At 67.5% G+C, this 13,634-nt stretch carries 13 protein-coding genes and 1 tRNA gene; 5 read left to right on the top strand and 9 right to left on the bottom strand.

All coding sequences use genetic code 11. From position 1 onward, the window contains the following. Positions 1-13: 13 nt before the first annotated feature. From QMZ25_RS03360 to QMZ25_RS03350, 3 genes are all read right to left on the bottom strand, one after another. Entirely contained in the window at positions 14-1,138 is a 1,125-nt protein-coding gene (locus tag QMZ25_RS03360) for a slipin family protein (protein ID WP_283219125.1), read from the bottom strand. A gap of 355 nt (positions 1,139-1,493) precedes the next feature. Then, positions 1,494-1,567: transfer RNA gene (locus QMZ25_RS03355), tRNA-Gln, on the bottom strand. A 647-nt stretch (positions 1,568-2,214) separates the two neighbouring features. After that, entirely contained in the window at positions 2,215-3,171 is a 957-nt protein-coding gene (locus QMZ25_RS03350; RefSeq protein WP_053518125.1) for an aldo/keto reductase, read from the bottom strand. Positions 3,172-3,341: 170 nt separating this feature from the next. Here QMZ25_RS03350 and QMZ25_RS03345 point away from each other — a divergent pair, with 170 nt between their 5' ends. The 3 genes from QMZ25_RS03345 (at position 3,342) to QMZ25_RS03335 (ending at position 5,153) form a co-directional block, all read left to right on the top strand. Next, positions 3,342-4,199 (top strand): class I SAM-dependent methyltransferase, encoded by an 858-nt coding sequence (locus QMZ25_RS03345; protein ID WP_065174289.1) that lies wholly within the window; start codon positions 3,342-3,344, stop codon positions 4,197-4,199. An 85-nt stretch (positions 4,200-4,284) separates the two neighbouring features. Then, entirely contained in the window at positions 4,285-4,545 is a 261-nt protein-coding gene (locus tag QMZ25_RS03340; protein WP_065174290.1) for a hypothetical protein, read from the top strand. Positions 4,546-4,613: 68 nt separating this feature from the next. Beyond that, positions 4,614-5,153 (top strand): pseudouridine synthase, encoded by a 540-nt coding sequence (locus QMZ25_RS03335; RefSeq protein ID WP_065174511.1) that lies wholly within the window; start codon positions 4,614-4,616, stop codon positions 5,151-5,153. 59 nt (positions 5,154-5,212) lie between these two features. On the opposite strand, the gene QMZ25_RS03330 is transcribed toward QMZ25_RS03335, so the two are convergent. Both QMZ25_RS03330 and hrpB read right to left on the bottom strand, forming a co-directional pair. After that, positions 5,213-5,602, bottom strand: a complete 390-nt coding sequence (locus QMZ25_RS03330) for a hypothetical protein (RefSeq protein ID WP_053519564.1) — start codon at positions 5,600-5,602, stop codon at positions 5,213-5,215. Positions 5,603-5,720: 118 nt separating this feature from the next. Then, positions 5,721-8,225 (bottom strand): ATP-dependent helicase HrpB, encoded by a 2,505-nt coding sequence (hrpB, locus tag QMZ25_RS03325; RefSeq protein ID WP_283219124.1) that lies wholly within the window; start codon positions 8,223-8,225, stop codon positions 5,721-5,723. Between the two features lie 67 nt (positions 8,226-8,292). Between hrpB and QMZ25_RS03320 the strand changes: the two genes are divergently transcribed. After that, positions 8,293-9,105, top strand: a complete 813-nt coding sequence (locus QMZ25_RS03320; protein WP_111187264.1) for a TatD family hydrolase — start codon at positions 8,293-8,295, stop codon at positions 9,103-9,105. Here QMZ25_RS03320 and QMZ25_RS03315 read toward each other — a convergent pair. From QMZ25_RS03315 to QMZ25_RS03300, 4 genes are all read right to left on the bottom strand, one after another. Next, a complete protein-coding gene (locus QMZ25_RS03315; RefSeq protein WP_283219123.1) occupies positions 9,096-10,028 on the bottom strand; it encodes an epimerase in 933 nt (310 codons plus the stop codon). The genes QMZ25_RS03320 and QMZ25_RS03315 overlap by 10 nt on opposite strands. Next, positions 10,025-10,963 carry a 2-dehydropantoate 2-reductase gene (gene panE, locus QMZ25_RS03310; protein WP_053519584.1) on the bottom strand — a complete coding sequence of 313 codons (939 nt, stop codon included), beginning with the start codon at positions 10,961-10,963 and terminating at the stop codon, positions 10,025-10,027. The genes QMZ25_RS03315 and panE overlap by 4 nt, the downstream gene beginning before the upstream one ends. A gap of 71 nt (positions 10,964-11,034) precedes the next feature. Then, positions 11,035-11,826, bottom strand: coding sequence for an ABC transporter permease (locus QMZ25_RS03305; RefSeq protein ID WP_053519566.1), 792 nt, complete (start codon positions 11,824-11,826; stop codon positions 11,035-11,037). Continuing rightward, positions 11,823-12,791, bottom strand: a complete 969-nt coding sequence (locus QMZ25_RS03300; protein ID WP_164150561.1) for an ABC transporter ATP-binding protein — start codon at positions 12,789-12,791, stop codon at positions 11,823-11,825. The genes QMZ25_RS03305 and QMZ25_RS03300 overlap by 4 nt, the downstream gene beginning before the upstream one ends. A gap of 84 nt (positions 12,792-12,875) precedes the next feature. Between QMZ25_RS03300 and QMZ25_RS03295 the strand changes: the two genes are divergently transcribed. Then, complete coding sequence (locus QMZ25_RS03295) at positions 12,876-13,625, top strand: ferredoxin--NADP reductase (protein WP_283219122.1); 750 nt, start codon at positions 12,876-12,878, stop codon at positions 13,623-13,625. The last annotated feature ends 9 nt before the right edge of the window (positions 13,626-13,634 follow it).

Here is a 13,634-nt window from a genome sequence, read left to right as displayed (position 1 = left end):
CCGCCCCAGCCCCCTACTTCATCGTCACCAGCTGCTTCAGCACGCCATCCAGGCCGCCGAACACGGTGAGCTTGTCGATCTTCTCGGTGACCTTCTCCAGCGCTTCCAGCTCCTTCAGCCGCATCAGCACCGGGTTGTCCTCGATCAGCCTGGCGGTATTGAGCTGCGAGCGGGTGGCGTTGGCCTCCTCGCGGCGGCGGATCACGCTGGCCTGCGCCTGCTTCTCGGCCAGCACCACGCCGTTGAGGATCTCCTTCATCTCGCCCGGCAGGATCACGTCCTTGATGCCGACACCCAGCAGCTGCACACCGTGGCCCTCGATCGCGGCCCGCACGTGCGCGGCGATCTCACCGTCCAGCGCCGCCTTCTCGCCCAGCAGCTCATCCAGGCTGCGCGTGGCGATCGCCTGGCGCAGGCCGAGCTGCAGCTGCCGGTAGATGAACTCGTCGGCGTTGCTGAGCGTGCGGTGTGCACGCACCGGGTCGACCACCTGCACGGTCGCGGCCAGGTTCACCCGCAGGGTCACCTTGTCGCGGCTGAGCAGCTCCTGGCCGGACACGTCGAGCGAACGCGCGCGCAGTTCGACGCGCTCCACCGACACGTTGCCGTTGAAATTCCAGAACGCGTGCAGTCCGGCATCCAGGGTCTGTCGCAGCGTACCGTCGACGAACAGCAGGCCGACCGATTCGCTCGGCACGGTGCTGATCACCGCCACGCGCGGCAGTACGCCCAGCTGGCCCAGGCGCTGCTGCACGTTGGCCGGCACGCGCGGTTCGTCACCCAGGGCCATCACGCGCACCTCGGTGTCGACCGAACCCCGCCAGTAAAGATGGCGGCTGCCAGGCGGCAGGACATCGTCGATACGGCCATTGCGCAGCAGCAGACCCACCTGTGCAGCGCCGATATCGGCCAGCACGAAGTGTTCGTGCAGCTGTGCTCCCAGCGCGTCGATCAGGCTGTCCTGGTCGCTGCCGTTGTAGGCGCTGCCCTTCGATGCGTTGTGCACGGTCACCTGCGGCGAGCCGCCGAACCGCGACAGGCGGTGCACGCCCGGCAGCAGCACCTGCTGGAAACGACGGTTGCGATACACCAGGCCGCGCTCGCCGTCGCCGATCACGACCTTGATGGTCCAGAACATGGGAGTCTCTCCTTGTATGGCTCTGGTGGTTCGACCCGATGGGAATCCATCGCCGTGACCCGGGCCGATCAGGTCGTGGCGAGGCGGCCTGCACACCCGTGCAGGCCGCGGAAGAGGGCGGCCACCGGTGGACGGTCCGCGCGCGGAGCCTTCGGTGCGCCGGCAGTACCGCCATGGGCGCCGCCGGCAGGCAGCACCGGGGTGGACCAAGGCGGGCAGTGACGGCGGACCGGGGCCCGGCGTGCGGTCCGTTGCTTCCACTTCTCCGCCCGAAGGCGATGTCCGTGGATGGCGACGATGGCCGCTGGGACGTGCGTCCCGGGTGTTGCTTCAAGTCATGACGTGACAGGTCATGTGGTTTGGAGTGGGAATTGAACCCACGACAGACGGACTCAGGATCCGTTGCTCTGACCAGGCTGAGCTATCCAGTTGGGAACCGCGCGGAATCGAACCGCGTGCCGGCGAACCGGCGCCTGCGACCAGCAGGCGATCCAGGCGAGGGCATGTCCGCGACCTCCGGCATACGCTACGGCAGCGCCGCGCGCACCAGCCCGCCATTGAAGCGGGACCGTTGGAAAATCGAGGGTGCAGGCCATCGACATTATCGGCGGGCGATAATGTTGTGAGGCGATGCAGATAATGTCCGGGCACGGCCGCCCGCGCGAAGATAAACTCCGGCGTGCAGGTAATGGCCGATCAGTGTGCGGCGGAATGCCGCGCGGGGTGCAGTTCTGGCATCGCGGGTCCTTGTGCCGACGCAAACGAAAACGCCCCCGGGACATGCGTTCCGAGGGCGTCGTCAAGCCTCGGAGATCGGGGTGGCCGATCTCCGCAGGGCGGGTATCAGGCCGTTGTGGGTAGTGCTTCCTTGCCGGACGCGCGCGCCAGCACATCCATGCGCAGGCATGGCAGCAGTGTGGCGATGGCGGAGAAATGCGCGTTCAAGGGAAACATCCAGGCGGGTGTTGAAGCGAGGTGCGCACGATAAACCACGATTTAGTCGTGCGCAACCATTTTGTTGAATTATTTTCTTCTGCCCGATGCCGGAGCCGGCCGGCGACCGGCTCCGGCCAATCTCAGCCTTCCGCGCTTGCCGCGTCCAGCTGCGCGACATCCTGCACGCTCAGCGATACATTCGCCGCGGCCAGCAGGTCGTGCAGCTGTTCGACGCTGGTGGCGCTGACGATCGGCGCGGTGATCGACGGCCGTGCGATCTGCCATGCCAGTGCGATCTGTGCCGGGCTGGCAGTGTGCTTGCTGGCCACGTCATCCAGCGCTTCCAGGATGCGCAGGCCGCGCGGGTTGAGATAACGCTTCACCACGTTCTCGCCCCGCGCCGGGCTTTTGCCCGCATCGGCTGCCGTGCGGTACTTGCCGCTCAGGAAGCCGCTGGCCAGTGCGTAATAGCCGATCACGCCGATCTGCTCGCGCTGCACCAGCGGTTCCAGCGCGGTCTCGTAGCCGGCGCGGTCGTAGAGGTTGTACTCCGGCTGCAGGGTTTCGTAACGCGGCAGCTTGTAATCGGTGGATACCTTCAGCGCATCGGCCAGGCGGGTGGCGCTGTAGTTGGAGGCACCGATGGCGCGCACCTTGCCGGCTTCGATCAGGCGACCGAACGCGGCCAGCGTGGCTTCCAGCGGTGTCGACTCATCATCCTCGTGGGCCTGGTACAGATCGATCACATCGGTCTGCAGGCGACGCAGCGAGTCTTCCACCGCCGCATTGATGTTGTCCGGGGTCAGCCCTGGGCGTTCGGCCCATTTGCCGACCTTGGTCGCCAGCACCACCTTCTCGCGCTTGCCGCTGCGGGCGAACCACCTGCCGATCAGCGTTTCCGATTCGCCGCCCACATTGCCGGGCACCCAGGCCGAGTACACGTCGGCGGTGTCGACCAGGTTGAAGCCGGCGTCGACGAAGGCATCGAGCAGGGCGAAGCTGGCCTTCTCGTCGGCGCTCCAGCCGAACACGTTGCCTCCGAAGGCGAGCGGACGTACATGCAGGCCGGAACGGCCCAGTTCACGGGTTGCCGTCATGGGCACGGTCTCCTTGGGGGAAGTGCTCCAGAATAGAACGCGTTGTGTTACCGCGCTGCGGCGCTGACCACAAAACAGTGTTCCGCGACGGGCGCGCGGCTAACGATTTGTGAACACCTGGCGCGCGGTGACTGCTAGTCTCGCCGCATCATTCCGCTGGAGTCGCCCCGATGATGCCTGCTTCGTCCCTGCGTGGTTGCCGCCTGTTGCTTGCTTCCGCCCTGCTTGCTGCCGTGCCCGCGTACGCTGCGCCGACCTTGGTGGCGCCGGCGCAGATCCAGGTATCGCCCGCCATCGACGCTGCGGTGAAGGCTTCGACCCGTGATCCGGCCAACGTCAAGCGTGATGGCTACCGTCATCCGGCACAGTCGCTGGCCTTCTTCTCGGTGGCACCGGAGAAGACCGTCATCGAAATCACTCCGGGCAATGGTTGGTATTCGGAAATTCTCGCGCCGCTGCTGCATGACAAGGGCCGGTACGTGGCAGCCGTGGTCGACCCGATGGCGGTGGCAGAAGGTCGTGGCCGCGACTACCAGCAGCGCAGCCGCGATGGCCTGGAAAAGAAGTTCGCCGGTGCGCCGGCACAGTTCGGCAAAGCAGTCGTGATCGCCTACGATCCGGCCAAGCCGGTGTTCGGACCGGCCAACTCGGCCGATGTGGTGCTGACCTTCCGCAACGTGCACAACTGGCGCAAGGCCGGCCAGGCGCAGGGCATGTTCCAGGGCTTCTTCAACGTGCTCAAGCCGGGCGGCGTGCTGGGCGTGGTGGAGCACCGCGCCAAGGCCGATGTGGCCGACGATGATGACACTGGTTATGTCGGCCAGCAGCAGGTGATCGCCTTGGCCGAGGCCGCCGGCTTCAGGTTGGATGCGCGCAGCGAGATCAATGCCAACCCGCGCGACACCAAGGATCATCCCAACGGCGTGTGGACCTTGCCGCCGACCAACCAGCATGACAAGGCCGACGCCGCGAAGTACCAGGCCATCGGCGAAAGCGATCGCATGACCCTGCGCTTCATCAAGCCCTGAGGCGAAGCCTCGCAGCCGCAAGCGGCAATGGACACACGTGTATCCGCCGGGCCTGGCCCGGCGCGACAGTCAAAGGAGTGAGCGGTTGAAGAAGATCCTGTACATCGTGATCGCAGTACTGGTGCTGGTACGCCTGTTCGACTTCACCTTCCATGGCGGCAATACCTATGACCTGCTGGGCGCGGTGGGGTTCGCGGTGCTGTTGATCGGCATCCTGCAGGATGAACGCGCGCGCCGTGCGAGCCCGCCATTGGCGTCCCAGCGGCGGCGGGCGGCGATCGCATCGGCCTGTGGCATTGCGCTGGTGCTTGTTTCGTTCCTGCTGAAGTGGAAAGTCTTCGGCTGAGGCGCCCGTGATCGCGATGGCAGCGCCGGGATGGGACAATGCCGCATCCACCGCCTGCCGTGCCTGCGATGCTGATTGCCTTCAACAAGCCGTTCAATGTGCTGTGCCAGTTCACCGATCGCAGCGTCCCGCCGCGCCCGACCCTGGCGGGGTTCGGCCTGCCGCCGCGTGTCTATGCGGCCGGCCGGCTGGATCATGACAGCGAAGGCCTGCTGCTGCTGACCGACAACGGTCCCTTGGCGCACAGGTTGACCGACCCGAAGCACAAGGCCGACAAGACCTACTGGGTGCAGGTGGAAGGCACGCCTGGCGAGGAACAGCTGCAGCGCCTGCGCAGCGGCGTGATCCTCAATGATGGGCCGACCCTGCCGGCGAAGGTCGAACGGCTCGATCCCGCGCCGGAGCTGTGGACGCGCGATCCGCCCGTGCGTTTCCGCAAGACCGTTGCCGATACCTGGCTGGCGATCACGATCCGCGAAGGGCGCAACCGCCAGGTACGGCGGATGACCGCCGCCGTGAACCTGCCCACCCTGCGCCTAGTGCGGGTGGCAATGGGTCCTTACCGGCTGGATGATCTGCGCCCCGGACAGTGGCGGCAGATCGGCTGAAACGAAACGGGCCGGAGATCACCCACAGGCGATCTCCGGCCCGGATGCAGCCGCCTGCCTCAGGCGTCGCTGCCGATATCGCTGTGCTCGTCGACCACGGTGTCGTTGCGGCGGTCGCGGGCACTGATGCGCTGCGCCTGGCCATCGACGACGTGACCATTGGCCGCCTTCTTCTTCTGCTGCTTGCGATACAGGGCATAGCCGAGCAGACCCACACCCACTGCCGCGGCGGCGATGGTCACTGCCGGATTGCGGCGGGCGAACTTGGTGGCAACCTTGCCACCGGTCTTCACTGCGCCCAGTGCCGCTCCCGTCTTGATCCAGTCGCTGGCCTGCGGGCCCAGATGGCGCAGGCTGCCGCCGGCACTCTTCAGGCCGTCGCCCGCGGTGTGGGCCAGGTCCAGGGCGCGCTCCAGGGCGCGGTCGGTAATCACGGTCAGTCTGCTCATGCGGGGGTCCTTTGCCTCGGGTCGAAGTCCAGTGTGGCGCGTTGCCCGTAAACGGTATGTCAGTCGGGCAGTCACACGGCGTGACTCTACGCGCTCCATTCAGGATCAGGCAGGATTGCTATGTTCCCCGTGGTTTGGCCCGGTGGGTGGCGGTGGCCGTCCACGGGTCGTCCGGCCAGGGATGGCGGGGATAGCGGCCCTTCATCTCTTTCTTCACCTCGGCATAGGTGTTTTCCCAGAAGTTGCGCAGGTCCTGGGTGACCTGCAGCGGACGACCGCCGGGTGACAGCAGGTGCAGGGTCAGTGGCACGCGCCCATCGGCGATGCGGGGAGTGTCTGCCAGTCCGAACAACTCCTGCAGCTTCACGGCCAGCACCGGTGGCAGCGGTTCGCCGGACTCGCTGTCCAGTGCATAGGTGATGGGCCGCTCCAGCCCGGAGGGCACAGTGATGCGGGTTGGCGCATGCCGCTCCACGAGCTGCCGCTGTGACCATGCCAGGGGCGACTTCAGCGCTTCTGCGAAGCTGGCTTCGTCCAGCGCATCGAGGCGGCTCTTGCCGGCAAACGCAGGCTGCAGCCACTGCGCGCGGGTGGCGAGCAGCGTGGCATTGCTGCAGTCGGGCAGCTCCAGCTCGGGCATCCAGCGACGCAGCGACTCCACCCGTGCCTGCCATTGGCGCAGGGCCTCGGTCCACGGCAGTGCCTGCAGGCCGAGCTCGGCAACAGCCTCGGTCAAGGCGCCGGCCGCGTGTTCCGGGTCGACCCGGCCCGCCGAGCGACTGTCCAGCACGATGCGATCGAAGCGGGTTTCGCGCAGTGCGGCCAGCGCACGCCGTTCGCCGTCCCAGCGCACCGTGTCGGCGGTGACGAAGCGCTGCGGGTAGATCCTGCGCAGATGATCCTCATCGACCGGCGCGGCGCGCAGCAGAAGCGCATCGCGGGCCTCGAAACGCAGTTCGCTGGCGACCAGCCACGGTTCGCCACGCAGATCGCTCAGTTCATGCAGGCGCGCGCTGCGCCCGTTGGCGAGCAGGTAGCGCAGCGGATCGCCCGGATGCTGGAAGCCGATACGATCGGGAAAAGCGTGCGCCAGCAGATCGCCCAGCGCGTGCGCTTCGATGCTGGCAGGGGGCGCCGCATCGCAGCGCAGCCGACGCCGCCACTGGCGCGCGGCGGCATCAATGGCAGCCAGTCCACCACGACTGGCATCGGCCGGCGCGCGGCCAGCACGGAACGCGGCCAGCGCGCGCCAGCGTGCCGCCAGTGCATCGCCGCCCTGGCGCAGGGGGTCGCGTGCTTCCAGCAGCGCCGCCAGATCGGCCGCCAGCGCCTGTGCGTGCGGGTCAGGGGCGGCGAGCAGCATCGCGGCCATGCGTGGATGGGTACCCAGCGCCAGCACGCGTCGGCCCAAGGCGGTGATCGCGCCCGACTCCGACAACGCGCCCAGGCGGTGCAGCAGCTCGCGCGCCGCACCCATCGGTCCGCTTGGGGGCGGATCGAGAAAGCGCAGGTCGCTGCTGCCCCACGCCGCCAGCTCCAGCGCCAGTCCTGCCAGTTCGACCTGGTCGATCTCGGCACGCCGCTGAGGCTCCAGCCGCTGCGACTGCGGCCACAGGCGCCAGGCCACGCCCTCGGCCACGCGGCCGGCACGACCGGCACGCTGGTCGGCCGAGGCCTGCGCAATGGCCACCACGTCCAGGCGGGTGAAGCCGCTGTTCGGGTCATAGCGGGGCTCGCGTGCCAGGCCGCTGTCGATCACCACGCGCACGCCGGGCAGGGTCACCGAGGATTCGGCCACGTTGGTGGCCAGCACCACGCGGCGGCGGCCCTCATCTGCGGGTTGCAGCACGCGCGCCTGCTGTTCCACCGGCAGTTCGCCATGCAGTGCCAGGACCTCGGTGTTGCCGCCGATCGATTCCTGCAGACCGGCCTGCACACGGGCGATCTCCCGCTGGCCAGGCAGGAACACCAGCACGTCGCCCGGGTGCTCGACCAGCGCCTGCTGCACTGCACGGCGGACCTGCAGTTCCAGTGATTCTTCGCGACGCGCCGGGAAGTGGCTGACGGTCACGGGGTAGCTGCGGCCCTCGCTGCTCAAGCGGGGTGCGTCGAGGAAGCGTGCCAGCCGCTCGCCATCCAGGGTCGCCGACATGACCACCAGCCGCAGGTCGTGGCGCAGCTGTGCCTGTACGTCCAGCGCCAGTGCCAATCCCAGGTCGCCGCTGAGGTGGCGCTCATGGAACTCGTCGAACAGGATCGCGCCCACCTGTTCCAGCAACGGGTCGTCCTGCAGCATGCGGGTCAGGATGCCTTCGGTCACCACCTCGATGCGGGTGCGCGCGGACACCCGGTTCTCGAAGCGGATGCGGTAGCCGACGGTATCGCCGACCTCCTCGCCGAGCTGCCTTGCCATGAACATCGCTGCGCTGCGCGCGGCCACCCGGCGCGGCTCCAGCAGGATGATCCTGCGGCCCTGCAGCCACGGTGCATCGAGCAGCGCCAGCGGTACCTGGGTGGTCTTGCCGGCGCCCGGTGGTGCCTCCAGCACGAGCCGTGGCTGTGCAGCCAGATGCTGCTGGATCTGCGGCAGCAGCGGAGAAATGGGGAAGTGCGGGGCGTTCATGCGCAAAGGATAAGGGGCCACGCTGGGCGCGGGTACAATGCGCAGGCACATTTCCTCCGCGATGACCATGCACCTGATCGATATCGGCGCCAATCTGACCCACGACTCCTTCGACCGCGACCGCGACGCCGTGCTGCAGCGTGCCCGCCAGGCCGGGGTGGTGCAGATGGTGGTCACGGGGGCCAGCCGCGAGCACTCTCCGCTGGCGCTGCAGCTGGCCCAGCAGCATCCGGGATTCCTGTATGCGACGGCCGGCGTACACCCGCATCATGCGGTGGAGTACACCGAAGAATGCGATGCGGAGATGCGCGCCCTGCATGCCCACCCGGAAGTGGTGGCGGTCGGCGAGTGCGGACTGGACTACTTCCGTGACTTCTCGCCGCGACCTGCCCAGCACCGTGCGTTCGAGCGCCAGCTGCAGCTGGCGGCGGAGAACGGCAAGCCGCTGTTCCTGCACCAGCGCGACGCGCACGCCGACTTCATGGCGCAGATGAAGAACTTCGAGGGTCGCCTCGGGCCGGCGGTGGTGCACTGCTTCACCGGTGAACGGGAGGAGTTGTTTGATTACCTCGACCAGGACTGGTACATCGGCATCACCGGCTGGCTCTGCGACGAGCGTCGCGGGGCGCACCTGCGCGAGCTGGTGAAGAGCATTCCAGCCGATCGCCTGATGATCGAGACCGATGCGCCGTACCTGCTGCCGCGCACGCTCAAGCCGATGCCGAAGGATCGCCGCAACGAACCGATGTTCCTTTCGCACATCGTCGAGGAGTTGGCCCATGATCGTGGCGAGGATGTCGTGCTGACCGCAGCCCATGCCACGGCGGCAGCCCGTGCCTTCTTCCGGCTGCCCGACGCCGACACGACACGTCAGCCGTGAATGCCCGGATCCGGTGACGCTCGGCCATGCCCGGCGAGCGAAGCGGCAAGATCCGTCAGCCCTTCCCGATACGTCGGAAACTGCGGCGCCCACCCCAGCGCTTCGCGCGTACCGCGGCTGTCGATGCGCTTGCTGCCTTCGTAGAAGCGGCGCAGGGCCGGGCTCAGCGCCGGGTCGTCCCACGCCATTGCCGGAGGCATCGCAAAGCCTCCCAGCTGCGCGGCGAAGGCCAGCACGTCCTGTGGCGGTGCCGGCTCATCGTCGCTGGGCAGGTACAGCGCCTGCAGGGTGGGTCGCCGCATCGCCGCGATGATCACCGCCACCAGGTCCTGTACATGCAGGCGGTTGAACAGCAGGCCCGGCTTCAGCACATGGCGGGCACGCCCCTGCGCGAGCTGCACCAGTGCATTGCGGCCGGGACCATACAGCCCGGGCAGCCGGAACACTGCCGAGGCGATGCCGCGCCGGCTGGCCAGTGCGCGCCATTGCGACTCCGCGCGCACGCGCTGCAGGCCCGCAGGCCCGGTGGCGTCGGCCACGCTGTCCGCATCGATCCAGCCGCCCTGACGGTCGCCGTACACCGACGTCGACGACAGATAGCCCACCCACTGCAATGCGGGACTGTCTTCCAGTGCCGTGCGCAGCATGCGCACTGCCGGGTCGCCGTCGGCATCGGGCGGTATGCTGCCCAGCACCGCATCGGCGCGCGCGATGTCATCCAGAAGCGCGGGTGCAGGTGCTGTTCCAGCGCAGAGTCGATGGCAGCGCAGGCCATCGACGGCTGCCGTGGCCGGATCGCGTACGGTGCCGGCGACCTGCACGCCCAGCGCTTCCAGGCGAGCCGCCAGTACGCGCCCGCTCCAGCCCATGCCCAGGATCAGCACCCGTCCGGGCAACGGACCGGCAGGCAGCGTCAGGCTCACGCCCGGCGCTGCGCCTGGTAGGCCTGCAGGCTGCTGTAGGCGACCTGCAGCAGCACGCCCTGCTGGCCGGCACTGCGTGCACGCGCCAGCATGTCACCGACGATGTGGCCGGCCTCCACCTGCTGCCCGGCCTCTAGGTCACGCAACATCGAGGCCTTCAATGCCGAGCCGGCCTGGGTCAACGTGCCGCGCGCAGTGTCCTGCGCTGCCGCCGGGACTGCCTCACCGGCCGCCTCCGCCACGGCCAGGCACTCGTCGTACAGGCCCTGCACGATGGCCGTGCCATCATCGGTCGCGACAATCGTGCCGATGTCCGCGCGCAACAGGCAGGTCGCCGCGGCAAGCGCGGTGAGGAAGGTGTACTTGATCCACTGCTCCTGGCCGATGCGTTCGCTGGCCAGGTGATCGAGGTTGGCCTGCGTGCAGGCGGCTGCGAAGGCACGCACGCGCGCCGAGAGCGCCCCACCGTCGCGTTCCCCGAAGGTGAGCTTGGCGGGTTTTCCCAGATGCACCACCGCACCGTCCGGTGCCTTGGTCGCACTGATGAAGCACAGCCCGCCCAGCACCGCCTCGCGGCCGAAGCGTGCATCCAGATCGTTGTAATGATGCAGCCCGTTGAGGATCGGCAGCACGGTGGTGCGAGGGCCCACCGCCGGCGCGATGGCCTCAATCGAGCTGTCCAGGTCGTAGGCCTTGCAGCTGAGGATGACGAGGTCGAAGGGCCTCTCCCGGGCCAGCGCGGGCAGCGCATCGGCTGTCACGTGCTGCACCGGGAAGGCGGCATCGCCGACCGGACTGCGGATCACCAGTCCATCGCGTGCAAGCTGCCCGGCGCGGGCAGGGCGGACCAGGAAGGTCACGTCCACACCGGCCTGGGCCAGGCGGCCGCCGAAGTAACCGCCGGTACCGCCGGCGCCGAGAATCAGGATGCGCATTGCACGTTCACCGTTGTCTGCGGAACCAATGTTGCGGGTGTGCCGGGGATCGCGACCCCGGCGATCGGCGCTCAGCTGCGCATGCCCACGCCGCGGCGCAGCAGCCACAGCGCCACCGCCGTCAGCACCACCACGAAGCCGATCATCAGCGCGTACGCGACCCACAGCGGCACGTCACTGCTGCCCAGCAGGCCGTAGCGGAACGCGTTGACCATGTAGAAGATCGGGTTCGCATGGGTCGCTGCTTCAGCCCAGGCCGGCAGCAGCTTCACCGAATAGAACACGCCGCCCAGATAGGTCAGCGGGGTCAGGATGAAGGTCGGAACGATCGCCACGTCGTCGAACTTCTTCGCGTACACGGCATTGATGAAGCCGGCCAGCGAGAAGATGGTGGCGCCCAGCAGCACCGTGGTCAGTGTCACCAGCGGGTGCGGGATGCGCACGGGGGTGAAGAACATCGCGATGATCAGCACGATCACGCCGACCATCAGGCCGCGCAGTACCGCACCGGCGACGTAACCCCACAGGATCACCCAGTTCGGCATCGGGCTCACCAGCAGCTCTTCCACGTGGCGGCCGAACTTGGCGCCGAAGAAGGACGAGCTGATGTTGCCGTAGCTGTTCTGGATCACGCTCATCATGACCAGCCCGGGCACGATGAACTGCATGTAGCTGTACCCGCCCATCTCGCCCACGCGCGAGCCGATCAGGCCGCCGAAGATGAGGAAGTACAGGGTCATGGTGATCGCCGGCGGCACCAGCGTCTGGCCCCAGATGCGCATGATCCGGGTCACTTCGCGGCGCACGATGGTCAGCAGCGCGACGCGGTTGCGCTGGCCATCGGTCAGCTCGGTGGTGCTCATGCGGATTTCTCCTGGTTGCCGGTGAGGCGCACGAACAGCTCCTCCAGTCGGTTGCTCTTGGTACGCATCGAGCGCACGCGGATGCCGGCTTCATTCAGCGCGGCGAACACGCGGTTCAGATCCATCGCCCGTGGCATGTCGATGTCCAGGGTGTGCGCGTCGGGCGCGCTGAGGGTTGCGCCCTCGATCGCCGGCAGCTGCACCGGCAGATCGCCATCGATGTCCAGCAGGAAGCCTTCCACGTCCAGCTTGGCCAGCAGCGCACGCATCGGCCCCTGCTCGACGATCCGGCCGTGGTTGATGATCGCCAGATGCCGGCACAGGTACTCGGCCTCCTCCAGGTAGTGGGTGGTGAGGATGATCGTCGTGCCAGCCGCATTGATCTCCTTCAGCACCCGCCACATGTCGCGGCGGATCTCGATGTCCACGCCCGCGGTCGGCTCATCCAGGATCAGCAGGCGGGGACGCGTCATCATCGCGCGGGCGATCATCAGCCGGCGCTTCATGCCGCCGGACAGGGTGCGGCTCATCACCTGCGCCTTCTCCCACAGATGGGCACGCTTGAGTTCCTCTTCCGCGCGCTGCTCCGCTTCCTCGCGCGGTACGCCATAGAAGCCGGCGTAGTTCACAAGAATGTCGAAGGGTTTTTCGAACAGGTTGAAGTTGATCTCCTGCGGCACCAGGCCGATCAGGCGCATGGTCGCGCTGCGGTTGCGCACCAGGTCGCTGCCGAACACCTCCACCTGGCCCTCGCTGAGGTTGACCAGGGAGCTGATGATGCCGATCAGGGTGGACTTGCCAGCCCCGTTGGGGCCCAGCAGGGCGAAGAAGTCGCCCGGGGCGACCTCCAGCGAGACCCCCTTCAGGGCCTGGGTTCCGTTGTCGTAGGTTTTGCGCAGGTCGCGCACGCGCAGGGCGGGCGCCGTATCGTTCAGGGATGCCAAGCTCGAAGCCTTCGCGCCTATGGGCTGGCGCTGGAGAGGGGCGGGGAAGGGCTATTATAGAAGACCCCGAGGGCTTGCCCCGGCTACACACTGTCCCGAAAAGTCGTGCCTGTTCAATTCCCCCTCAAGCTGGTCGGCCGCCGCATGCTGGCTCCGACCGTCGGCCACTACCAGTTCGTGCGCGACGATGGCCAGCCGCTGGATTTCCAGCCCGGCCAGTTCATCCAGGTCCATTTCAGCTACGCCGATGGCACCGAGACCAAGCGCAGCTATTCCCTGGCCACCCTGCATGATCACGCACTGGGGCCCGGCGAAGCCGTGGATATCGCGGTCAGTTTCGTGCCCGGCGGCGCCGCTACAGCGCTGTTCGAGGCGCTGGAAACCGGCGGCCAGATCAGCGCGTCCGGCCCGTACGGGCGGTTCTGCCTGAACCCCGGCGATCACAACGCGCGCTATCTGCTGATCGCCACCGGTACCGGCGTGACCCCCTATCGCTCGATGCTGCCACTGCTGGAAAGGGCCATGACCGAGCGCGACGTGCAGGTCGTCCTGCTGCAGGGTGCACGCAGCCCGGGCGAACTGCTGTACAGCGAAGATTTCTACAGTTTCGCCGAAAAACACGCGAACTTCCGCTATGTTCCGTGCCTGTCGCGGGAGTTGCCGGAACAGGCCCACGCCGACGTCCATCATGGCTACGTGCAGCAGGCCCTGGCTGGTTTCACGCCGGACCCGGCCACCGATATCGCCTACCTGTGCGGCAACCCGGACATGGTCGATGCCTGCGCCGAGCTGCTCAAGGCGGCCGGGCTGGGCAACCCGCAGATCCGCCGCGAGAAGTACGTCAGCAGCAAGTGAGTGCGCTGC

It is taken from the genome of Stenotrophomonas sp. RS-48, from assembly GCF_030053245.1.
GTDB classification, from domain to species: Bacteria; Pseudomonadota; Gammaproteobacteria; order Xanthomonadales; family Xanthomonadaceae; genus Stenotrophomonas; species Stenotrophomonas maltophilia_P.
The sequence above is the reverse complement of the archived record's forward strand: the minus strand, read 5'-3'. Positions and strand labels throughout refer to the sequence as shown.

Coding starts and splice junctions, on each gene's coding strand:
- panE (WP_053519584.1), bottom strand. CDS start 10,963: ATGCGCATCCTGATTCTCGGCGCCGGCGGTACCGGCGGTTACTTCGGC.
- QMZ25_RS03330 (WP_053519564.1), bottom strand. CDS start 5,602: ATGAGCAGACTGACCGTGATTACCGACCGCGCCCTGGAGCGCGCCCTG.
- hrpB (WP_283219124.1), bottom strand. CDS start 8,225: ATGAACGCCCCGCACTTCCCCATTTCTCCGCTGCTGCCGCAGATCCAG.
- QMZ25_RS03305 (WP_053519566.1), bottom strand. CDS start 11,826: ATGAGCACCACCGAGCTGACCGATGGCCAGCGCAACCGCGTCGCGCTG.
- QMZ25_RS03335 (WP_065174511.1), top strand. CDS start 4,614: ATGCTGATTGCCTTCAACAAGCCGTTCAATGTGCTGTGCCAGTTCACC.
- QMZ25_RS03320 (WP_111187264.1), top strand. CDS start 8,293: ATGCACCTGATCGATATCGGCGCCAATCTGACCCACGACTCCTTCGAC.
- QMZ25_RS03350 (WP_053518125.1), bottom strand. CDS start 3,171: ATGACGGCAACCCGTGAACTGGGCCGTTCCGGCCTGCATGTACGTCCG.
- QMZ25_RS03360 (WP_283219125.1), bottom strand. CDS start 1,138: ATGTTCTGGACCATCAAGGTCGTGATCGGCGACGGCGAGCGCGGCCTG.
- QMZ25_RS03345 (WP_065174289.1), top strand. CDS start 3,342: ATGATGCCTGCTTCGTCCCTGCGTGGTTGCCGCCTGTTGCTTGCTTCC.